This window comes from Shimia isoporae (genome assembly GCF_004346865.1).
Classification (GTDB): Bacteria; Pseudomonadota; Alphaproteobacteria; order Rhodobacterales; family Rhodobacteraceae; genus Shimia; species Shimia isoporae.
In genome coordinates this window covers 1,689,340-1,710,000 of sequence record NZ_SMGR01000001.1, presented here as the reverse complement: position 1 = coordinate 1,710,000, position 20,661 = coordinate 1,689,340, and the positions used below count along the sequence as shown (strand labels likewise).

Below are 20,661 nucleotides of genomic sequence, written 5' to 3'. Positions count from 1 at the left end.
ATCGGGACCAAAAAAACGCGCCGATTGCTATCGGCGCGTTCCAAATTCAGTGAACAAAAGAAGCTTAGCGGTCTTCGATGTCCACGTACGTGCGAGTGTCTTCGCCGAGGTACAGCTGACGCGGACGACCGATCTTGTGCGCCGGATCGGACAGTTGCTCTTTCCACTGGGAAATCCAGCCGACCGTACGGGACAGGGCAAAGATCGGTGTGAACATCGATGTTGGGAAGCCCATAGCCTCGAGGATGATGCCGGAGTAGAAGTCAACGTTCGGGAACAGCTTCTTGTCCTTGAAGTACGGATCGTTGAGCGCGATGTGCTCAAGCTCCTTGGCGACCTGCAGGAGCGGGTTGTCCTCCACACCCATCAGTTCGAGGACTTCGTCCGCGGATTGTTTCATCACTGTCGCGCGCGGGTCCATGTTTTTGTAAACACGGTGACCGAAGCCCATTAGGCGGAATGGATCGTTCTTGTCTTTGGCGCGTTCGATGAACTCTGGAATGCGATCAACGGATCCGATTTCCTTGAGCATTTCCAGACATGCCTGGTTGGCGCCGCCGTGAGCAGGGCCCCAAAGACATGCGATGCCTGCTGCGATACACGCGAACGGGTTGGCACCGGAGGACGAAGCCAGACGTACAGTCGATGTAGACGCGTTCTGTTCGTGATCGGCATGAAGAGTGAAGATTCGATCCATTGCGCGAGACAGGATCGGGTTCACTTCGTATTCTTCCGCCGGAACCGCAAAGCACATGCGCAAGAAGTTGGACGCATAGTCCAGATCGTTGCGCGGATACACGAAAGGCTGTCCAATGGTGTATTTGTATGCCATCGCCGCGATGGTCGGCATTTTTGCGATCAGGCGGTGAGACGCGATTTCGCGCTGGCGCGGATCGTTGATGTCAGTGGAGTCGTGATAAAACGCGGACATCGCGCCGACAACTCCGGTCATGATTGCCATTGGGTGCGCGTCACGGCGGAAACCACGGAAGAAGTTCACCATTTGCTCGTGCAGCATGGTGTGATGCGTGATTGTGTGCTCGAATTCTTCCAGTTCCGCAGCAGTCGGCAGGGCACCATAGAGCAGCAGATAGCAGACCTCGAGGTAGTGAGATTTGCTGGCCAAATCGCCGATTGTGTATCCGCGGTGGGTCAGGATACCTGCCTCGCCGTCGATATATGTGATCGTGGACTCACAAGATGCGGTTGAGGTGAAGCCCGGGTCATAAGTGAAAACGCCGGCCTGGCCGTACAGTTTGCGAATATCCAACACGTCCGGACCCGCTGTCGGGGAATAGATCGGCAGATCGTAAGTCGCGCCCTCAATAGAGAGTGTGGCCTTTTTCTGAGTCTCAGACATTGCTGTTTTCCTTCTTTTCTTGCCGTCCACCGGAGTGGTCAAGGCGCTGTCCCTGCCTGTGCCGGGGAGCAAATGCGTGGCCCCTCAGCCCTGGCGTTTTGTTGTCTGGCATGCGTGTCGTGCCGCACATTTGCGCGCACTGGCCCGCCGAAATCATCCCGTGTGAGCATTACATCCCGCCAGCACCCAAGATCCCCAACCGCACGGGTTGCGATTCTAAAATTAGGCTGGCCGAGCGGGGCAAAAACAGACCCGATCTTCCGTGTGAAGCTCCTCGCGCGGAGAGCTATCACTTTGCAACTGCGGCGTCAATTCTTTCAGTATACAAATGAATACCAAATGACATAGACAACATTCTCTGTGCAAGTCTCGTCGTCTGCATTGATTTAGAAATTATTAATTAAAAACAAGTGTTTATGTTGTGACGTTAAATGCGAATTTCACGTGTGCTTGTTCCCTCCGTAGAAATACGGTGCCAAGTTGACGCGACGACGCCTGCCGCAAAATTTGAACAAGTTGAATGGTTTTTTGCAGCAGTGCAGAAAAATTATTGCGGGTGGCACGGCAGACATCATTCGGCTTCGCGAAAAGGCGCTCGTTGGCTGCAGGAAAAGACCTAGGACGAGAGGTAGCACGACGCCCCTTGCTTTCGCCAAATAGGATCTGCACCGCCAAATAAGAAATTTACCCTTTGATAACCATGAAACCTTAGCTTCGCCTTATTAGCCCAATTTTTTGGGGGTTTTTGTGCGTTTGGTCCGAGATTTCAGGATCGCTCTGTTGGAACAGCAGGGTCATCTGTTCAATTGGGTACCCGTGTGTTTTGGCAGCGGTATCGGAGCATATTTCTCGTTGCGATCCGAGCCCACAGGGTTGGCCTTGGCAACGTCGGCCATCGGGGTGCTGCTTCTGCTTTTTTTCGCGCGAAGGAAAGACCTCGAATTTAAGGTGTTTCTCTGTTTGCTGGGTTTGGTTCTTGCCGGATTCGTCTGGGCGGGTGTACGAGCGCACATTGTGAGCGCTCCGGTGCTCGACTATCGATATTATGGAGCAGTTGAAGGGCGTGTTGCCGGACTGGACCGGTCCACGTCCGATGCTTTGCGCGTGACCTTGGTCGATGTGCGGTTGGAAAACATACCGCCATCAAAGACACCGCATAGAGTTCGGATTTCGTTACACAGCGCGGCGGAGGGTAGCCTTCTGCGGCCGGGACAGTTGATCGGAACTACGGCATATTTGTCGCCACCTTCGGGACCCGTGGAGCCGGGAGGTTTTGACTTTCAGAGACACGCCTGGTTTCAGAGACTCGGCGCGATTGGTTACACGCGCGTGCCCATTGTAGCATTGCATCCGGACCCCGTTGGTCAGCCGTTGTTCGTGCTGCGGATGAAACTGTCGAGGGCTATCCAAAGCCGAATGCCCGAAGACGTGTCAGGGTTTGCGGCGGCGGTGACAACAGGTGACCGGTCGGCCATTCCCGCTGAGGTACTCGAATCTCTGCGCATTTCGAACCTTGCGCATCTTCTTGCGATTTCCGGATTACACATGGGGTTATTGGCGGCATTCGTTTTTGGGTGCGTGCGGCTCGGCTTTGCGCTATGGCCAACCGTTGGGCTTCGTTGGAATGGCAAAAAGACAGCGGCTATTGTCGCGTTGATCGCCTCTGCAGTCTATCTGCTTTTGTCGGGCGGGAGCGTGTCGACCCAGCGGGCCTTCGTTATGACGTCGGTTATGTTGACTGCGGTTCTGCTGGATCGCCGCGCCTTGAGTTTGAGAGCTGTCGCATTGGCGGCGATAATTGTTCTTTTGTTGCGACCGGAGTCACTTTTGAGCCCGGGTTTCCAGATGTCGTTTGCCGCCACCACCGCGTTGGTCGCGGTTTTCGGTGCGCTTCGAGATAACGAGATAGGTCTCGGCCCACGATTGTTGCGGCCCGTGAGCGGCTTGGCTATATCGTCTCTCGTAGCGGGGCTGGCAACAGCGCCAATTGCAGCCTTACATTTCAACCATTTGGCGCACTATGGGTTGCCTGCCAACTTACTTTCTGTACCGGTCATGGGGACCATCGTTGTTCCCTCTGCCGTTTTTGCCGCCGTGTTGAGCCCCTTTGGCCTTGAAGAGGCACCGCATTGGGTGATGGCAAAAGGGCTGGCTTGGATACAAGGTGTTGCTGCTTACTTTAGTTCGCTGGGCGGCGCGCGCAGTTATGTCGTCGCACCGTCAGGCGTGGTCCTCCCGTTGGTGTCACTCGGAGCCCTTTGGGTGATCCTTTGGCGGCATTCGGCACGATGGGGCGGTGCCGTTGTGTTTGCTGTGGCGCTTGTTATCTGGGCGAGAACTGATCGGCCAGACATTCTCATTTCGGAAAACGGCGGTCTGGTTGGGATAATGACCATCGATGGGCGCGCACTGTCCAAGGCAAAAGGACAAGGGTTCACAGCGCGGGTTTGGCTTGAGAATGACGGGTTGTTTCCAGACCAGGGTTTCGCGGCAAGTCTTTGGAGTGAAGGCAAAAATACAGCTATGAACGCGTCGGTTGGCGGAGGCATATCCATATTTCATTTGGCGGGAAAACGCGCCATTTCGTCTTTTGACGACTGCAATCCCGGCGATATTCTCGTTTTGGCTCACAGCATCGATAGGCAGTATGACTGCACTGTCTTTGATTCAACCAGTTTGGCAGAAAGCGGGGCGGTTTCCATCACTCTGGGAAAATTGGAGCCCGAAGTCAGGACTGCGCGGAAGATGTCTGGGCAGCGCCTTTGGCACAAGGCGCCGCCGGAAAGCGTTCAATAAGTTCTGATCAAGCCGACGAGCTTGCCTTGTACCTTGACCTTGTCTTCCGGAAAGACGCGAGTCTCATAGGCCGGGTTTGCCGCCTCAAGCGCGATGGAGGTTCCATTATGGTGGAACTTTTTCAACGTGGCCTCCTGATCCTCAACCAAGGCAACGACGATGTCGCCGTTGTCCGCTGTGGACGTCTCGGAGATGATCACAACGTCCCCGTCGTTGATACCGGCCTCGATCATCGAGTCGCCCTTTACTTGAAGCGCGTAGTGGCTTGAACCGCCGGAGAGCATCTGGCCGGGAACTGCCACGTGATGATCGACATGGCTGATTGCCTCGATTGGGACGCCCGCGGCGATTTTTCCCATTACAGGGAGTTCTCGGGCGTGGAGGTCGACACGGTTCGTTCCGAGGTTGGCCGGTTGAGCAGGCGAGGGGTGGGGGCCGTCAATGACCTTTGGTTCGAAACCGGCCGCGGTGGGGGCGCCACCCATGCTTTCAGGCAGTTTAACAATCTCGATTGCACGAGCGCGGTGCGCCAGTCGCCTGATGAAACCGCGTTCTTCGAGCGCGGTGATGAGCCGGTGGATGCCCGATTTGGATCGCAAATCCAACGCGTCTTTCATTTCATCAAAGCTTGGGGGAACGCCGTCCCGCTGAAGACGAACATGAATAAATTCCAGCAGGTCGAGCTGCTTTTTGGTTAACATGGGTCTGCTCCCCCTTGTGTCCATTTTCCGTTCTGAGACTGTGACCGGTTGCCCGAGTCTCCTGTGGATAATTACTTATGTTCTATTCATGTTCTTGTTTTGTGTCAAAACTTTTTGTGAACATAGGGGAAACATACGGCGCACTTTGAAATTGTGAACCCGCTTAAATGATTGAAAAAACGCGTTAACTCTAGATTGGAATATACCGGACTGCTGTGCCTTTTGGCATTGCCTCGGAATTGGGCGGCGCAACCAGAAGCGCATTCGCAGAGCTCAACACAGTCAGCAAACTGCTGTCCTGATTGGCAAAAACACTGATTTTTTCATTGTCGACGCGGGCCCGCATGTAATGCTGGCGCGGCCCGTTCGGCGCCAGATCATGCGCCAGTTCTGCGGTTTGCTGTTCTGGCAAGGCGTCTTTCAAACCAAGCATTGTACGAACAACAGGATTGACGAAGACCTGCCCGCAGACCATCGCTGAAACGGGATTTCCAGGCAGGCCGATCATCATAGCACCGTTGGCGAGTTTTCCGGCCATCAAGGGTTTGCCCGGGCGCATCGCTATTTTGTAGAAACTGCGTTGCATTCCGAGATCTTGTGCTACGTCTCCGACCAGATCGTGGTCTCCAACGGAGGCACCACCGATGGTGATAACCAGATCCGCATCGTCGACCAGCGAAAATGCTGTCTTGAGTGAACTCTTTGAATCGCGTGCAATGGGCAGCAGGCGCGCTTCACAGCCCGCGTCGCGCAACATCGCTTGAAGACCGAATGAGTTCGAAGCAATGATCTGATCGGGCCCGGGCGCTTCTCCCGGCATAACCAGCTCGTCACCCGTCGCCATGATCGCAACTTTGGGTTTGCGGGTTACAGTGACCTCTGCGACGTTCATAGCGGCAAGAAGTGCGATGTCGTTCGGTCTCAAAATTTTCGGTGATTCAATGGTTTGCCCGACTTTGAAGTCGCCACCCGAGGGGCGGATATTCGTGCCGCGGCCAAGTCGATCCGACACGGTGATTATTTGGTCTGTCCGGTCAACGTCTTCCTGTATGACTACATGTCCGGCGCCATTTGGAACCGGCGCGCCTGTAAAGATTCTTACGGCTTCGCCGGCCGAGACCGAGCCATCGAACGCATGTCCTGCTGCTGCCTCGCCGATCACGGTGTATGACGCGCCCGGTACAACACCTTCCGGAGCGACGGCATAGCCATCCATGGCAGATGCCGAGAACGGCGGTTGGTCACGCGTCGCGGCAACGGGGTTTGCAAGAACGCGTCCATTGGCTTCTGACAAGCCAATGGTTTCCGTTGCCAGCGGTTTGGCAAGAGCGAACAAGTGGGCGAGCGCGTCTTCGACAGAAATCATTTTGCTTCGAACCGGCCCGACTTTCCGCCATCTTTCAAGATCACGCGAATGCCGCCGATCTCCATTTCTTTGTCGACGGCTTTACTCATGTCATACACGGTCAGCGCGGCCACATTAACGGCGGTCAGGGCTTCCATCTCCACCCCTGTTTGTCCTGTCGTTTTGACGGTTGCTTCAATGCGCACGCCAGGCAGGTCTGCATCCGGTGTAAGTTCCACAGACACTTTGGTGATCGGTAGAGGATGGCAGAGCGGAATCAGGTCCGAGCATTTTTTTGCACCCATGATCCCCGCAAGCCGAGCCACTCCCAGAACGTCGCCTTTCTTGGCGCGGCCTTCTGCAATTATTTCATAGGTTTGCTGCGCCATCTTCACCCATCCCTCAGCAGTCGCGATGCGGCTGGTGACTGCCTTTTCGGACACGTCAACCATGTGCGCGTCACCCTTGCCGTCGAAGTGAGTCAGGCCGCTCATTACATCGCACCTGCGGTTAGCGGATTCGCCAAGATCTGACGCGTTGCGGCTGTCACATCTTCTTGTCGCATCAGGCTTTCGCCAATGAGGAAAGTGCGCGCACCGTAGCGTGCCATGTCCGCCAGCTCTTCGGACGTGTTCAACCCGCTTTCGCACACGATCAATCGGTCTGCCGGAACCTGTTTCGACAAAACGCGTGTGGTGTCGAGTGTGGTTTCAAACGTTTTTAGGTTGCGATTGTTGATGCCCATCAGAGGCGAATTCAACAGGCTGGCGCGCTCGAGTTCTGCTGCGTCGTGAACTTCCAGCAGAACATCCATCTGCCAGCTGAAAGCGGCGTCTTCGAGTTCTTGGGCCTGAGCATCGCTGACGCTGGCCATAATGATGAGAATACAGTCGGCGCCCAAGGCCCGCGCCTCTGCCACCTGATATGTGTCATACATAAAGTCCTTGCGCAAAGCTGGCAGGCTCGTGGCTTCACGCGCTTGCGTCAGGAAAGACTTGTCACCTTGAAAGCTTGGGGTGTCGGTGAGTACCGAAAGACAGGTTGCACCACCGGCCTCGTAGGCTTGAGCAAGCGCCGGCGGGTTGAAGTCTTCGCGGATCAAGCCTTTGGACGGGCTGGCTTTCTTGACCTCAGCAATCAGGCCGTAACCGGCGCGGGACGCTTTCTTCAGTGCGTCGGCGAAGCCTCGGGTCGGGCTTGCCTCGCGGGCTTCGGCTTCTACTGCCTCGAGAGGTTTGGCCGCCTTGTCTGCTGCAACTTCTTCTAGCTTGTAGGCCTTAATCTTATCCAGAACGGTTTCGGTCATGCGTCTGTCCAGTTGATTGGCGGTTCGCCGCGTTCGGCAAGCCACGTATTAATGCGCGAAAACGGTTTTGACCCGAAGAAACCGCGCCGCGCCGACAGGGGCGAAGGGTGAGCGGTTTCAATCATCAGATGCCCGTTTTCAGGGTTTGTGCCATCTTTAGGCGATGAAATGTAAGGCGCAAGGCTTTGTGCCTGTTTTCCCCATAGGACAAAGGCACAGGGTTTGTCGGACACAGCAGAAAGGACTTGATGGGAAAGTTTCTGCCAACCGAGGTTTTTGTGTCCATTTGCCTCGCCTGACGGCACCGTGAGTACGGTATTGAGGAGCAAAACACCCTGATCGGCCCAGAATCGGAGGTCACCGGTCAAGGGGGCAGACCCTAGATCGTCGATCATTTCCTTGAAGATATTGTTGAGCGAACGTGGCAGCGGTTTAACGTGTGGTTCAACGGAAAATGACAGACCGTGCGCGTGACCAGGTGTCGGGTAAGGGTCTTGACCAAGGATGACAACGCGAACGTTGGCGCGAGGTGTGCGTTTCAGCGCGGCGAAAACGTCGGACCCAGAGGGCAGTATGTCTCGCTCGTCTTTTTCGACGGCCACAGCTATTGCAGGTAGGTCGTCCGAAAAGAACGGGAGGCGCGCCCAATCACCCAGGTTGGCATTTGAGAGGCTCATGCGGCCGATGTGACTGCAGCGAGACTTTCCACTTTGGACTTTGCAGCACCGGAATCGATGCTCTCTTTGGCTTTCTCAACGCCCTCACGAAGATCGTTTGCTGCATCCGCAACAACAAGCGCTGCTGCCGAATTAAGCAAAACTGCATCGCGGTATGCATTCTTCTCGCCGTCCAAAAGTGCGCGGAAGGCATTTGCGTTGTCTTCGGGTGAGCCGCCGACGATGGCTTCGAAGGGATGGACAGGCAGCCCAGCGTCTTCCGGATGAAGCTCCACGTCTTTGACACTGCCGTCGGTCTCTAGGGCCGACACCCAGCTTACACCAGTGATCGTCAATTCATCGGTTCCGTCTGATCCGTGCACGAGCCATGCTCTTTCGGAGCCCAGCTTGCCAAGAGTTTCCGCCATGGGGCGGATCAAGTCGCGGGTGAAGGCGCCGGTCAGTTGTCTTTTAACGCCGGCCGGGTTGGTAAGCGGGCCGAGAATATTGAAAATCGTGCGCGTCCCGAGTTCGGCGCGGGTTGGCATCACGTGTGCAATGGCCGGATGGTGCATCGGGGCCATCATAAAGGCGATGCCGCAACTTTTCAGCGCTTTTTCAACCACTTCCGGTCCGACCATAACATTGATGCCCATTTGTGTTTGAACATCTGCCGTCCCTGATTTGGAGCTGAGATTTCGGTTGCCGTGTTTGGCCACGGGCACTCCTGCGCCGGCGGTTACGAAAGCGGTTGCGGTGGATATGTTCAGCGTATGCTTCCCGTCACCGCCTGTGCCGACAATGTCGATTGCGCCTTCGGGTGCTTTGACCGCGTTGCACTTGGCGCGCATCACGGCGGCGGCAGCTGCGTATTCATCCACGGTTTCGCCCCGTGTGCGCAGCGCCATCAAAAGACCGCCGATCTGACTTGGAGTGGCTTCGCCTTCAAACAGAATCGCAAAGGCTGCTTCTGCTTCGCCGCGGGTCAACGGCCGTTCCGCAGCAGCACCGATAAGGGGTTTAATTGCGTCGCTCATGCTGCAGCACCTTCTTTCTGAGGCATCATGTCGAGGAAATTCTGCAGCATTTTGTGCCCATGTTCCGATGCAATGGACTCGGGATGAAATTGCACACCCTGCATTGGCAGGTCACGGTGTTGGAACCCCATGATGGTGCCGTTGTCGAGTTCCGCCGTGATTTCCAAACATTCTGGCAGCGTGTCGCGGTCCACCACAAGGGAATGATAGCGGGTCGCTTCAAACGGCGTTGGCAGGCCTGCAAAAAGCCCTTTGCCAGTGTGGTGCATTGTCCCCATTTTGCCATGTACGATTTCATCACAGCGCACGACATTTCCGCCAAAAGCCTGTCCAATGGTCTGGTGGCCCAGACAGACGCCCATGAGAGGTGTCCGTGTTTCCGCGGCTGCCTCGGTCAGAGCGAGACAGATGCCGGCCTGATCGGGGTCACAGGGACCGGGCGACAGGAGAATGCCTGCAGGATTCATTCCCATCGCGTCCTGAACAGTCAAAGCGTCATTGCGCCAAACCTGCACGTCAGCACCGAGTTCGCCCAGATAGTGGACGAGATTGTAGGTAAAGCTGTCGTAATTATCGATCAGGAGCAACATTTTGCATCTTCCGTTACTGTTTTGCGAAACAGGGTGGAGGCCGAGGCCTTGGTCGCGGTATACATGTTCAGGCTTGGGCCAGAGGGTCAAGGGGTGCGCAGGCACGAAAACCCCTGAGAGACACAAAGAGCACGAGTCGGACGAAGAACGAGAAAAAGGGCAGCGGGCATGGTGCGCGGAATATTGTCAGGGATCATCTGGGGTGTGGTTGTTGTGGGCGGCGTATTGTCGGTGGCCTCCTTGCTGGCACCTCTGCCAGCGACTGTGAGCCCTCAGACAGAGGCGGCGGCTGGAACAGAAGGCGACACGGATGCTGTGGCGGAAGGAACGCCGTTGCAAAACGAGGCGGACGCGCAGGTCGAGGCGAGAGACAGCGACGATGTCGTGACTTCGACAGAGGAGGCGGCACCGGTTCTAAGCGATACCTCCTCGGCTCCGAAGCCGGATGCGGTTACGGAAGAGGCTAACATCATCGCGCCGAAAGCACCCGAAGGCACCGGAGCGGTGACCGGTACGAGTGACAGCCCGGTCGTCGCGACTGCACCTTCTGCGCCGGAAGGTGGCGCTGCAGTGACTGAGGAGCTCTCAATTTCGACCAGTCCGCCGCAACCGCCCACGCCTAGTGCGACGACTGGCGGTGTGTTTGGGACCGATGACGGCGAAGACAGTGCCGGTTTGAGCGTATCAGAGCCTGCGCCGACACCGACGCCAGAGGACATTAGTCCTGAAGCCGAGGTGCCTGAAGAAGCTGGCGAGACAACGGACAATAGCCTTTTGAAACCCGCGGGATCTCTGCTGGATGGCGACAACAAAGGAAAGTCGGAGCGTCTTCCGAGTGTCGGAGCGGGCGCAGAAACGGCGGAGGTTGAGGTCGCAAAGCCATTTGTTGCCAATGCTCAGCCGTTTGAAAACGTTGATGGTAAGCCGATAATGTCCATCGTTTTGATCGATGAAGGCGCTGGAGTGAACCTTGATGCTTTGGCGGGCTTTCCCTATCCGCTAAGCGTGGCTGTTTCGACGCTTGATCCAGATGTGAAATCCAAGGCAGCGCAGTATCGGGCACAGGGCATGGAAGTGCTTGCTATGGTAGACATGCCGGCGGCCGCAGGGGCGTCAGATGTTGAGGTTGCAATGCAGGCACATTTGTCTGTGTCAGATGATTTCGTCGCGATAATGGAAGGCTTGGGAGACGGTCTTCAGGGAGCCAAGGTTGTGAGCGATCAGGTGGCGGATGTTGCTCTGAACGAAGGCTACGGGCTTGTTTTGTTCGGGCAGGGTCTGAACACCGCACAGAAACTTGCGGCAAAAGACGGCGTGCCTTCCGCAAGCGTGTTCCGGGACTTTGATGGTAAGGGTCAAAGCGCGGTTGTGATCCGCCGTTTCCTGGATCAGGCGGCGTTCAAAGCTCCGCAGGAAAACGGGGTTGTTATGGTTGGTCGTCTGCGCGACGAGACCATTTCCGCACTGGTGCTCTGGGGGCTGCAGGATCGCGCCGGCACGGTTGCTCTAGCACCGGTTTCCGCGGCATTGAACACGATCAACTGAGCCAAAACACCTTGCTGCAAAACGTCGGTATTGCGTCGGCAAAACGTCGGCCCGATGTGACCGGTGCCGACGTTGCGTAACCGGAAGGGTTTTTGCCCACAATTGGCCAGCCGCTGCTAGGCTCTTCCAAAAGGGAGAGGAAAGACGCGATGCCATTTGCCGATCTAAACGGAGCGCATATTCACTACACCGATACGGGCGGTCAGGGCGAGGCCGTCGTGATGAGCCATGGATTGCTGCATCACGGTGGTATGTTCGCTGCACAGGTTGCCCATCTTAAAGAACGATACCGCGTGATCACTTTCGATCATCGCGGGCAAGGTCAGAGTGGTGTCACAGAAAGCGGCTATGACATGGACACGTTGTGTGAGGATGCGGCCGCTCTGATCGAGCATCTTGGAGTCGGTCCTTGTCATTACGTCGGATTATCTATGGGCGGAATGGTCGGCATGCGGCTGGCGGCCCGACGACCCGAATTGCTGAAGACCATGACTCTGTTGAATACTTCGGCTGAGGCAGAACCGGCATCGAACCGCCCCAAATACAAACTGATGAACCTCTGTGCCCGCTGGCTTGGCCTTGGGTCGGTTGTTGGCGGCGCAATGCAGTCGATGTTTGGACAGACTTTTCTGAAAGATCCTGCACGCGCCGAGGAAAGGGCGTTTTGGCGCAAATCCATGAAGTCAGGCGACCGGATTGGTGTGACCCGCGCGGTGGCAGCTGTGTTCTCCCGCGAAGGGTGCGAAGCATTGCTTGGCCAGATTGACCTGCCAGTTGGTATTGGGGCGGGAGAAGAAGATGTTGCGACGGTGCCAGAGAAATCAGAACGGATTGCAGCTGCAATCAGGGGATCGCAGCTGAAGGTGTTCAAGGGAGCGGGACATTCCAGCACGATCGAGACACCCGATCAGGTGAATGCCCTGATCGATGCCACGATTGCCCGCGCAGCGGTTTAGGCCAGTGACTTTAGCAGAGCCTGTGAGGGATCGCCCGTTGGTTCCAAGCCGATGCTGCGTTGATAATCTGCAATCGCGGCGCGGGATTTTGGGCCAAGAACACCATCTGCTCCGCCGGTGTCGAAACCACGGGAGGTCAGGCGTGATTGAAGCGCAATCCGGTCATCCTTTGTCAGACCGTACTTGTCTGGCGGGAAAGGCGTGCGTAGGGGGCCTGCGCCGCCGATGCGGTCGGCGAGGTGACCGACACCAATCGCGTAGCTGTCGGAGTTGTTATAGCGCTTGATGGCGTTGAAATTGCCGGTCACAGCGAAGCGGGGCCCACCGGCTTGCGGCTGAATGACACGGGAGGCGCTTTCTCCGGCTTGCAGCTCGCGGCCCCATTTTGTGCCGCGGGTCCAGCCGTTGCGTTGCAGGTAAGCTGCCGTTGAAGCCAAAGCATCCGACGGGTCGTTGGACCAGATGTCACGTTTGCCGTCGCCAGTGAAATCGACGGCAAAGGCCTGATAGCTTGTTGGAATGAACTGCGTGTGTCCCATCGCGCCAGCCCAGCTTCCGGTCATGCGGTCTACGGTTATGTCGCCGTTTTGCAGGATCTTAAGGGCCGCGATGAGTTGTTTTTCATAAAACGCACCGCGTCGGCCATCAAAAGCCAAAGTAGACGTTGCGGAGATGACAGGAATGTCTCCCTTGCGTTCTCCGTAGTAGCTTTCCAGCCCCCAGATTGCGCAAATGATCTCTGCATCGACTCCATAGGTCTGTTCAAGGCTGTTGAGAGTGCTGCGGTGACGCGAAAAGGCGGCTCGACCCTTGGCAATGCGCTCGTCGCTGGCCGCGATGGAGAGATAGTCTTCGAGTGTTCGCGTGAATTCCGTCTGGTTGCGGTCTCGCGTTATAACGCCGGGCAAGTAGCCGGTGTCGCGAAAAGCGCTGTTGAGCGTCTGTTCGGTTATGCCCTGAGACAGGGCCCGCCCGCGAAAGCTCGCCACCCAAGCGGCATAGTCCCGGTTGAGTTGTGGCCTGAGATCAGGCGGCAGAGTCTTTGGACCAGCAATAGAAGCCGTATTGGTTGTTTGAAGCGTGCTTTGACAGGCTGCGAGGGTCAAGGCGGCGAGACCAAAGGTGACATTGCGACGGGTGATACTCATGAAAACTGCCCTTGTTTGCCAAGTTTGTTGAGCGTCAGTTTGGCAGAGAATTGGGCGCGGGGCGAGGGGTGAAAGCCCACAGAAACAGAAAAGAGGAGCCCGACGGCTCCCCTTTGTGGTGCATGATTTGGTACGATCACAGATCGATGCGGAAGCGCGCAAACCCGTCGGGGCCTTCGCCAGCCGGTGCAATCGAAACGCCTTCGACGCTGTCTGCGTAGTCAGCGGCCTTGGGGCCGGTGTCAAACAGAACAGAGGTGCCCGGCAAGGGAGCAAATGTCCAGTTGGCGTCTGCGCGAGGGCTGATTGTTCCTTTTTCCACGATGTAGCGCACGATGACGTCGCGGTTTGTGTCGGGGCCTTCAAAGACGATGGTGTCGCCCATAGCACCTGGGAACTTGCCACCGCCGCCCGCGCGATAGTTGTTGGTTGCGATGATGAATTCCGCATTCAAATCAAGCGGTTCACCGTCAAACATCAGGTTTACAATTCGGTTGGCATCGGCGTTTACCAAGTTGCCTTTCGGGTCGAATTTGGAGGGCTGCGACAGATCGATCTGATAAGTCACGCCATCCATGACGTCGAAGTTGTAGGACGGGAAGTCGGGGTTCAGCAGAACCTGATCGGCTTTGCCCGTCTCAACCTGGTTATAGATGCCGGCCGAGCGTTCGAGCCAGTCCTTGACCTCTTGTCCGGTCACGCGCACGGCGCGCACTGTGTTCGGATAGAGATAGAGGTCTGAAACGTTCTTGATCGCGACGTCGCCTTTGGCAACATCGGTATAGTACTCGGGGCCGCCGCGACCACCGGCCTTGAAGGGGGCGGCTGCGGAGAGGATCGGCAGACCTTCGTGCTCGGTGCCTTTCATCATTTGCTCGATATACCAGAGCTGCGCGATGGAGACGATTTGCACGGATGGGTCATCGGCGACCAGTGCGAAGTAGCTGTGCAGCGGTGCGTCGGTTTTACCGACGGCGCGGCGGACATAGGCGAGGGTTTCGTCGTGCTCTTTCTGGACAGATGCAAGCACGTCTTGCTGGCTTTCTACCAATGCGGTGATCGAGCGGTCTTCGTTGCGTTTGGAAATCGGTCGGGCTTCGGTGGCATGGCTGACGATCTTCCACTCGTTGCCGGACCGTTCCAGCATCAGGTCGATGAGGCCCATGTGAGAGCCCCAGAAACCGCCCATGGCCGCTGGCTTGCCCATGATGGTGCCGTTTGCCACGTCCACGCCTGCCATGCCGTCATAGGCTGAGGATGGGAACACGCGGTGGTGGTGACCGGTCAGGACGGCGTCGATGCCATCCACCGCTGCAAGTGGCACAGAGGCGTTTTCCATGCCGTCTGAATGATCCGCAGCGCCGATGCCGGAGTGGCTCAGGGCGATGATGATGTCGGCGCCTTCTTCTTTCATTTGCGGCACGAAAGCTTTGGCGGTTTCAACGATGTCGCGGGCTTGTACGTTGCCTTCGAGATGGCGGCGGTCCCAATTCATGACTTGCGGCGGGGTGAAACCGATCACGCCGACCTTAATCATGTGTTTCTCACCTGCGCCGTCGGTGATCTCACGCTCCAGAATGGAGTAGGGCTTGAACAGGGTTTTGTCTTCGCGCGGGGTGCCGCCTTGCTCCAGAGAGATGTTGGACAGCACGGTTTCAAATTCTGCGCCAGCCATGGATTTCATCAGGAAATCAATGCCGTAGTTGAATTCATGGTTGCCAATTGTCGCTGCGTCATAGCCGACGGCGTTCATGGCGGTGATGATCGGGTGGGCGTCGCCTTCTTTCATGCCGCGCTCATAGGCGATGTAGTCGCCCATCGGGTTGCCTTGCAGGAAGTCGCCGTTGTCGATCAACATCGAGTTGGTTGCTTCGTCGCGGATGTTTTTGATCAGCGAGGCAGTGCGGGCGAGGCCAACGGTGTCGCGTGGTTTGTCTGCGTAGTAGTCATAAGGGAAGACGTGCACGTGCAGATCTGTGGTCTCCATGATCCTCAGGTGAGCCTGATTTGTGGTCGCGTTTGCGGAGAACGGGTGCAGCGCGATGAAGCCTGCGGTGGACGCGAGGAAGTGGCGACGGGACAGGGTGAATTGGGACATGGTACCCTCAATTGAGTTGGAAACGATTGACCGCCCTCGGTGAGCCTCGGGCGGAATAGGTCTTGTGGTTAATAGGCCCAGTGTAACACGTGTTTGACTAAATGGAAAAATTTGGATGACGGAGGAAAGGTCGTCAGGTTGTCATGAAACAGGGATTAGCTGCCACCATCAGGTATTTGGAGCAGCGAACAATGAAACACTTGCAGAAACCGATGACGGATGACGACTTAATTCGGCAGTTTTTGGAAAATGGCGGCAAGGTCACCAAGGGTGAGACCAAACCGATGCCTCATGATCTGGGGATCAGCAAAGGCAGCTGGGGCAACAAGCTGACCAAAGAAGAGAAGGCCGCGAAAGAGGCGGATTTGGGGAAGGTGGAGCGCTAGACGCGCTCAGACCTTTTGTCAGCTATTTCCGTTGCCAGTAAACCGGGCAGCGTCAGCGGCGGCCCGGCGAATGGCGTTGGATTTGTGGACCGTCTCCATGTACTCGGCCTCGGGATCGCTGTCATAAACAACGCCGCCGCCAGCCTGAATGTAGAGTTTCTGGTCTTTCACAATTGCGGTTCTCAGGGCGATACAGATATCCATGTCGCCGCCGGAGGAGAAATATCCGACGCCACCGCCATAGATGCCGCGTTTTTCAGGTTCCAGTTCGTCAATGATTTCCATGGCACGTACTTTAGGCGCGCCGGACACTGTGCCTGCGGGCATGCCTGCAAAGAAGGCGTCCAGGGCGTCTTTGTCTTCGGCCAGTTCGCCGACGACATTGGAGACGATGTGCATGACATGGCTGTAGCGCTCGATGATGAACTTCTCGGTCGGACGTACAGTGCCGATTTTTGCGACACGGCCGGTATCGTTGCGGCCCAGATCGAGCAGCATGAGGTGTTCCGCAAGCTCTTTCTTGTCGGCCAGCAGGTCTTCTTCGAGCGCCTTGTCTTCTTCGGGCGTCGCGCCACGGGGACGGGTACCGGCGATCGGACGAATGGTCACTTCGCTGCCAAATACGCGCACCAGAATTTCCGGGCTCGCACCGACGACCTGAAAACCACCGAAATTAAAGTAGAACATAAAGGGCGACGGGTTGGTGCGGCGTAGAGACCGATAAAGCGCGAATGGTGGCTGACGAAATTCTTGCGTCCAGCGTTGTGCCGGGACCACCTGAAAGATGTCGCCTGCGCGAATGTAGTCTTTGGCCTTCTCGACCGCGGCCATATAGCCTTCTTTGGTGAAGTTGCTGACCGGTGGACTGTCTTCGTGCGCCTCACCCAAATCACGAGCAGCTTGCGGCATGGCGCGTTCCAGATCGCGAACGGCATCCATTACGCGCTCTGCTGCTTGCGCGTAGGCCGCTTTGGCGGATTGACCGTCGCTTACCCACGCTGGCGACACCACCGTTACCTCGCCCTTTACGCCGTCCAGAACCGCAACGACGGAAGGACGCATCATGCAGGCATCTGGTAAGCCCAGCGGGTCCGGATTGACGTCAGGCAGGTGCTCGACGAGGCGGATCATGTCATACCCGAGATAGCCAAAAAGACCGGCAGAAGCCTGTGGCAAGTCTTCGGGCAGATCGATACGGCTTTCGGCAATCAGCTTGCGCAGATTGTCCAGCGGGTTGCCGTCCTGATCCTCGAAGGCATCTGCGTCAAAGCGAGCCGTCCGGTTGAGACGGCTTGTTTCTCCACGGCACTGCCAGATCAGGTCGGGTTTCATGCCGATGATAGAGTAGCGACCACGCACTTCTCCACCAGTAACGGACTCGAGCATGAAGGCGTCTTTGTGGGCTCCGGTGAGCTTGAGCATCAACGAAACGGGGGTGTCCAGATCGGCTGCGAGGCGGGCATAGACCACCTGGTTTTCCCCGGCATCGTAGGCTTGGGAAAAGTCGTCAAAGGAGGGGACGAGATCCATGGGATCAAGCCTTTCTTACTGGAACTGTGCGTGCACCGCGTTGAGCGCCTGCTGGTTGATTTGGGGCGGGTACATCACCTGAAGCGACTCGGCGTAGGACTGAAACAAGTCTTGAGAAATGCCGCCACCAAGCTGCTGATTGATCAGGTTGGTCAGACTGGTGATTTCCGGATCGGCGTGATCTGGCGGGGTGATCGCGTCCAGGCGGACAAGCAGCAGACCGCCATCTTCGGCCGCAATCTGGCGCAATTCACCGACTTCCATTTCAAAGACCTGAAGCATGAAGTCGGCAGAGGTGCCATCAACGAAATCAGCGCGATCCATATCGACTTCTTCATTTGCGTCAAAACCGAACGACGTAAAGTGTGTGCCAGATTTCAGCTGGGGTTCCAGTGAGGACACCAGTTTACCGAGCGCCTCGGCAGTGCGCTCTGCCTTCAGAGCCTCCAGTGCGGCGTCTTTGACGTCTTCGAAGGCGGCGGGTGCGCTTTCGGTCTCACCGTCGACGCGCAACGCGAAAATGCCGCCGTCTTCAAGTTCCTCGATGGCGGGGAAGTCGCTTTCGTCTGCTGCGGCCGCTGCGGCGCGGAAACCTTCGTAGCCTGCGATGTCTTCTTCGGAACCCGCGTGCCAGTCGATGGTCGCAAGTACCAAATCGGTTTCGTCGGCCACTTCTTCCAGTGTTGCGCCGCCTGCCAGCAGATCGTCTACGTTGTCAATTTGGGCTTCGATAACGCGGCGGGCACGGTCAAGGGCAAGATCTTCTCGCAGTACCGGCTTGGCGTCCTCAAAGCTTGTGGAGCGCGCCGGCAGAATAGCGTTCACGCGGAAAAGGGCAGGGCCGAGGTTGGTGTCGACCGGACCAGCAATGCCCCCGACGGGTGTGATGAAAACAGCTTCACCAGCGCTGCCCAGCTCTGACTTGGACACATCACCGAGATCAACGTCCGACAGGGCCAGTCCACGGGCCTCGACAAGGCTTTCAAACGTCGCCTGACCATTACGAACCTGTTCAAAGGCTGCTTCTGCCGCTGCGGTGTCGGCAAAGGCCAGACGTTCAACCAATCGACGTTCGGGCTGGTTGAATTCGGCGTTGCGAGCTTCATACAGTTCCTGAATGGCCGCTTCGTCAATCTCGACTGTGTCCAGCAGCATTGCAGGGTTCACCCATGCAAAAGTGATCTGGCGCGTCGCGGGCAGCATGTAGGCGTCGATGTTGGCGTCATAGTAGGCCTTGGCCTCTTCGTCGGTGGGGTCTGCCACCGCAACGGTAAGGTTGTCCGCAGTCAGTTTGGTCCAAGTGAAATCGCGGTCTTCGGCAATAAAGTCTAGCACCGTTTTGGCATAGCTTTCAGGGATGTTGACGCCTGAGACGATGGCGCCCTGAAGCAGCGAACGCGCGGTTTCTTCACGGACGCTGTCCTCGAACTCGGACTCGTTCATGCCCGCCTGATCGATGGCGAAAGCATAAGCTTCGCGGTCAAACTCGCCGTCCAACCCTTGAAAAGCAGGAATATTGAGCAGTTCAAGGCGTAGGTTTTCGTCGCCGATGGACAGACCCATACGTGCGGTTTCCGCGTCGAGCGAACGTGTGGTGACCAGACGGGCCAGCACATTGCGATCAACGCCGAACAATTGCGCCTGTTGAAAGGTCAGCGGTTGGCCAACCTGGGCCGAGTAAGCGTTCATTTCTTCTTGCAGGCCACGATAATAATCGTCGACCGAGATTTCCTTGCTGCCGACTTCGCCAACCGTACGAACGGTGCCCGAGAGGTTGGTTACACCGAAGCCGCCAAGCCCCAGAATGAGCATTGCCATAAGGATCCACACCAGGGTCTTGGACGTTTTGCCCTTTGCTTTTGCCTCGGCCATGTCAGTTCCTTGTATCTTGGTCGGTAAAAGGTCTTCGCGGATGTCTACGCGGTTGATCGGTAGGGGGCAAGCGGTGATGGGGCTTTAGGCCCGTTTGGGATAATCCGCTTGGGCAAGCCGTTCAAAAAGCACTGCGATTTCACCCCTGTCCACATTGGCGAAGGCGATCCGCAGTTGTCGTGCACCATTCGGATCGTCATCGGGCATGAACATCGAGCCTGGCAGGCAGAGCACGTGGTGATCCTGCACCAATGCCTTGGCCAGCGCATCAGACCGCATCTGGAAAGGATGTTCCATGTAGGCAAAGTAGGCTCCGGCGCCCATCAGCTTCCAGCCCTGCGCGGTCAACGTTTCCATGTTGTCTGCAATTGCAGCGCGTCGATCGAGGATTTCGGCGCGTTCTCCGGAAAGCCATTGGGAAAGATTTCGCATACCCCATAGGGCTGCGTGTTGGCCCAGCTGGTTTGGGCAGATGGTGACGGTATCAAGAAACTTCTCTGCCTCCGCGAGGAACTTTTCGTCCGCTACCATGGCGCCGACCCGATGGCCGGTCAGGCGGTATGCCTTCGAGAAAGAGTAGAGTTGGATCAGGGTGTCGCCCCATTCCGGATCGCTGAAAAGATCGTGTGGCGCTTCGGTGCGAATGTCGAAGTCCCGATAGGTTTCATCGACGATCAGTTTGACGCCTTTGTCACGGGCCAGCTCAAAGAACGCACGCACAAGTTCAGCAGGATACTCCACGCCACCCGGGTTGTTTGGCGTAACCAGCACGATAGCGCGGGTGCGGTCGGTAATGAGGTCTGCGGCATCGCCCGGGTCAGGCAGCAGGCTTTCGCCAGTGGTAAGGGCGACAGTAGAGATGCCCTGCATATCCAACCACATTTTGTGGTTGAAATACCAAGGAGTTGGCAAAATGATCTCATCCCCTTCGCCCGCAATGGCAGACAGGGTTGCACAGAATGCCTGATTGCAGCCTGAGGTGATCGCGACTTGAGATGGGGCGATGCCGCCGCCGTAGGCCGCACTCCATTGTGTTGCGACTTCGGCGCGCAGCTCCGGAAGTCCGAGAACGGGGCCGTACAGGTGCGCCTCGGGAACATCCTGAGCAACGCGTGCGATTTCCGCACGCAGGGGCGCGGGCGGCGGATCAACCGGCGCAGCCTGACTGACGTTGATGAGAGGCTTTTCTTCCGTGAAGGTCGCGCTTTCCAACCAGCGGCGGGCTTCCATGACGGGCGGTGCAAAGGTGGCTTGCGTGCGGGACAAAGTCATGTGGTGGCGTCCTGTGCTGTTGGCATGGAGAAGGGTTGGGATGCTTGCGTCAGTGTGAAAACG

At 56.8% G+C, this 20,661-nt stretch carries 17 protein-coding genes; 4 read left to right on the top strand and 13 right to left on the bottom strand.

Going from position 1 to position 20,661, the window contains the following annotated elements; genetic code table 11:
* Window positions 1-64 precede the first annotated feature (64 nt).
* On the bottom strand, window positions 65-1,360 hold the full coding sequence (gene gltA, locus BXY66_RS08375) for a citrate synthase (protein ID WP_132859680.1): 1,296 nt from the start codon (window positions 1,358-1,360) through the stop codon (window positions 65-67).
* Between the two features lie 747 nt (window positions 1,361-2,107).
* On the opposite strand from gltA, the gene BXY66_RS08370 reads away from it, so the two are divergent.
* Window positions 2,108-4,156 (top strand): ComEC/Rec2 family competence protein, encoded by a 2,049-nt coding sequence (locus tag BXY66_RS08370; protein WP_132859679.1) that lies wholly within the window; start codon window positions 2,108-2,110, stop codon window positions 4,154-4,156.
* On the opposite strand, the gene lexA is transcribed toward BXY66_RS08370, so the two are convergent.
* From lexA to BXY66_RS08335, 7 genes are all read right to left on the bottom strand, one after another.
* Window positions 4,150-4,857 carry a transcriptional repressor LexA gene (lexA, locus tag BXY66_RS08365; protein ID WP_132859678.1) on the bottom strand — a complete coding sequence of 236 codons (708 nt, stop codon included), beginning with the start codon at window positions 4,855-4,857 and terminating at the stop codon, window positions 4,150-4,152. The genes BXY66_RS08370 and lexA overlap by 7 nt on opposite strands.
* Window positions 4,858-5,047: 190 nt before the next feature.
* The gene (locus BXY66_RS08360) at window positions 5,048-6,223 is read right to left on the bottom strand and encodes a molybdopterin molybdotransferase MoeA (RefSeq protein WP_132859677.1); all 1,176 of its coding nucleotides are present in this window, start codon (window positions 6,221-6,223) and stop codon (window positions 5,048-5,050) included.
* Window positions 6,220-6,696, bottom strand: coding sequence for a cyclic pyranopterin monophosphate synthase MoaC (gene moaC / locus BXY66_RS08355; RefSeq protein ID WP_132859676.1), 477 nt, complete (start codon window positions 6,694-6,696; stop codon window positions 6,220-6,222). The genes BXY66_RS08360 and moaC overlap by 4 nt, the downstream gene beginning before the upstream one ends.
* Complete coding sequence (gene trpC / locus BXY66_RS08350) at window positions 6,696-7,508, bottom strand: indole-3-glycerol phosphate synthase TrpC (RefSeq protein ID WP_132859675.1); 813 nt, start codon at window positions 7,506-7,508, stop codon at window positions 6,696-6,698. The genes moaC and trpC overlap by 1 nt, the downstream gene beginning before the upstream one ends.
* Window positions 7,505-8,185, bottom strand: coding sequence for a uracil-DNA glycosylase (locus BXY66_RS08345; RefSeq protein ID WP_132859674.1), 681 nt, complete (start codon window positions 8,183-8,185; stop codon window positions 7,505-7,507). Before BXY66_RS08345 ends, trpC begins: the two co-directional genes overlap by 4 nt.
* Window positions 8,182-9,201 carry an anthranilate phosphoribosyltransferase gene (trpD, locus tag BXY66_RS08340; RefSeq protein ID WP_132859673.1) on the bottom strand — a complete coding sequence of 340 codons (1,020 nt, stop codon included), beginning with the start codon at window positions 9,199-9,201 and terminating at the stop codon, window positions 8,182-8,184. The genes BXY66_RS08345 and trpD overlap by 4 nt, the downstream gene beginning before the upstream one ends.
* Window positions 9,198-9,791 carry an anthranilate synthase component II gene (locus tag BXY66_RS08335; protein WP_132859672.1) on the bottom strand — a complete coding sequence of 198 codons (594 nt, stop codon included), beginning with the start codon at window positions 9,789-9,791 and terminating at the stop codon, window positions 9,198-9,200. The genes trpD and BXY66_RS08335 overlap by 4 nt, the downstream gene beginning before the upstream one ends.
* Before the next feature lie 168 nt (window positions 9,792-9,959).
* Between BXY66_RS08335 and BXY66_RS08330 the strand changes: the two genes are divergently transcribed.
* Together BXY66_RS08330 and BXY66_RS08325 are read left to right on the top strand one after the other, a co-directional pair.
* Window positions 9,960-11,336: a divergent polysaccharide deacetylase family protein gene (locus BXY66_RS08330; RefSeq protein WP_132859671.1), complete on the top strand. Its 1,377-nt coding sequence runs from the start codon at window positions 9,960-9,962 to the stop codon at window positions 11,334-11,336.
* 149 nt (window positions 11,337-11,485) lie between these two features.
* Window positions 11,486-12,292 (top strand): alpha/beta fold hydrolase, encoded by an 807-nt coding sequence (locus BXY66_RS08325; protein ID WP_132859670.1) that lies wholly within the window; start codon window positions 11,486-11,488, stop codon window positions 12,290-12,292.
* Here the strand turns inward: BXY66_RS08325 and BXY66_RS08320 are convergent.
* Together BXY66_RS08320 and BXY66_RS08315 are read right to left on the bottom strand one after the other, a co-directional pair.
* The gene (locus tag BXY66_RS08320; RefSeq protein WP_132859669.1) at window positions 12,289-13,440 is read right to left on the bottom strand and encodes a lytic murein transglycosylase; all 1,152 of its coding nucleotides are present in this window, start codon (window positions 13,438-13,440) and stop codon (window positions 12,289-12,291) included. The genes BXY66_RS08325 and BXY66_RS08320 overlap by 4 nt on opposite strands.
* A gap of 136 nt (window positions 13,441-13,576) precedes the next feature.
* On the bottom strand, window positions 13,577-15,538 hold the full coding sequence (locus BXY66_RS08315) for a bifunctional 2',3'-cyclic-nucleotide 2'-phosphodiesterase/3'-nucleotidase (protein ID WP_132859668.1): 1,962 nt from the start codon (window positions 15,536-15,538) through the stop codon (window positions 13,577-13,579).
* Window positions 15,539-15,681: 143 nt separating this feature from the next.
* Between BXY66_RS08315 and BXY66_RS08310 the strand changes: the two genes are divergently transcribed.
* Window positions 15,682-15,924 (top strand): hypothetical protein, encoded by a 243-nt coding sequence (locus tag BXY66_RS08310; protein ID WP_341785792.1) that lies wholly within the window; start codon window positions 15,682-15,684, stop codon window positions 15,922-15,924.
* A gap of 18 nt (window positions 15,925-15,942) precedes the next feature.
* On the opposite strand, the gene trpE is transcribed toward BXY66_RS08310, so the two are convergent.
* From trpE to BXY66_RS08295, 3 genes are all read right to left on the bottom strand, one after another.
* Window positions 15,943-17,454, bottom strand: a complete 1,512-nt coding sequence (trpE, locus tag BXY66_RS08305) for an anthranilate synthase component I (RefSeq protein ID WP_132859666.1) — start codon at window positions 17,452-17,454, stop codon at window positions 15,943-15,945.
* A gap of 15 nt (window positions 17,455-17,469) precedes the next feature.
* Window positions 17,470-19,326: a peptidylprolyl isomerase gene (locus BXY66_RS08300; protein WP_132859665.1), complete on the bottom strand. Its 1,857-nt coding sequence runs from the start codon at window positions 19,324-19,326 to the stop codon at window positions 17,470-17,472.
* 84 nt (window positions 19,327-19,410) lie between these two features.
* Window positions 19,411-20,598, bottom strand: coding sequence for an aminotransferase (locus tag BXY66_RS08295; RefSeq protein ID WP_132859664.1), 1,188 nt, complete (start codon window positions 20,596-20,598; stop codon window positions 19,411-19,413).
* Window positions 20,599-20,661 lie beyond the last annotated feature (63 nt).

Excerpts from the sequence above, each read along its gene's own strand:
- moaC (WP_132859676.1), bottom strand. The coding sequence starts at position 6,696 with ATGAGCGGCCTGACTCACTTCGACGGCAAGGGTGACGCGCACATGGTT.
- lexA (WP_132859678.1), bottom strand. The coding sequence starts at position 4,857 with ATGTTAACCAAAAAGCAGCTCGACCTGCTGGAATTTATTCATGTTCGT.
- BXY66_RS08320 (WP_132859669.1), bottom strand. The coding sequence starts at position 13,440 with ATGAGTATCACCCGTCGCAATGTCACCTTTGGTCTCGCCGCCTTGACC.
- BXY66_RS08295 (WP_132859664.1), bottom strand. The coding sequence starts at position 20,598 with ATGACTTTGTCCCGCACGCAAGCCACCTTTGCACCGCCCGTCATGGAA.
- BXY66_RS08315 (WP_132859668.1), bottom strand. The coding sequence starts at position 15,538 with ATGTCCCAATTCACCCTGTCCCGTCGCCACTTCCTCGCGTCCACCGCA.
- BXY66_RS08360 (WP_132859677.1), bottom strand. The coding sequence starts at position 6,223 with ATGATTTCTGTCGAAGACGCGCTCGCCCACTTGTTCGCTCTTGCCAAA.
- BXY66_RS08335 (WP_132859672.1), bottom strand. The coding sequence starts at position 9,791 with ATGTTGCTCCTGATCGATAATTACGACAGCTTTACCTACAATCTCGTC.
- trpE (WP_132859666.1), bottom strand. The coding sequence starts at position 17,454 with ATGGATCTCGTCCCCTCCTTTGACGACTTTTCCCAAGCCTACGATGCC.
- trpC (WP_132859675.1), bottom strand. The coding sequence starts at position 7,508 with ATGACCGAAACCGTTCTGGATAAGATTAAGGCCTACAAGCTAGAAGAA.
- trpD (WP_132859673.1), bottom strand. The coding sequence starts at position 9,201 with ATGAGCGACGCAATTAAACCCCTTATCGGTGCTGCTGCGGAACGGCCG.
- BXY66_RS08325 (WP_132859670.1), top strand. The coding sequence starts at position 11,486 with ATGCCATTTGCCGATCTAAACGGAGCGCATATTCACTACACCGATACG.
- gltA (WP_132859680.1), bottom strand. The coding sequence starts at position 1,360 with ATGTCTGAGACTCAGAAAAAGGCCACACTCTCTATTGAGGGCGCGACT.
- BXY66_RS08345 (WP_132859674.1), bottom strand. The coding sequence starts at position 8,185 with ATGAGCCTCTCAAATGCCAACCTGGGTGATTGGGCGCGCCTCCCGTTC.
- BXY66_RS08310 (WP_341785792.1), top strand. The coding sequence starts at position 15,682 with ATGAAACAGGGATTAGCTGCCACCATCAGGTATTTGGAGCAGCGAACA.
- BXY66_RS08330 (WP_132859671.1), top strand. The coding sequence starts at position 9,960 with ATGGTGCGCGGAATATTGTCAGGGATCATCTGGGGTGTGGTTGTTGTG.
- BXY66_RS08300 (WP_132859665.1), bottom strand. The coding sequence starts at position 19,326 with ATGGCCGAGGCAAAAGCAAAGGGCAAAACGTCCAAGACCCTGGTGTGG.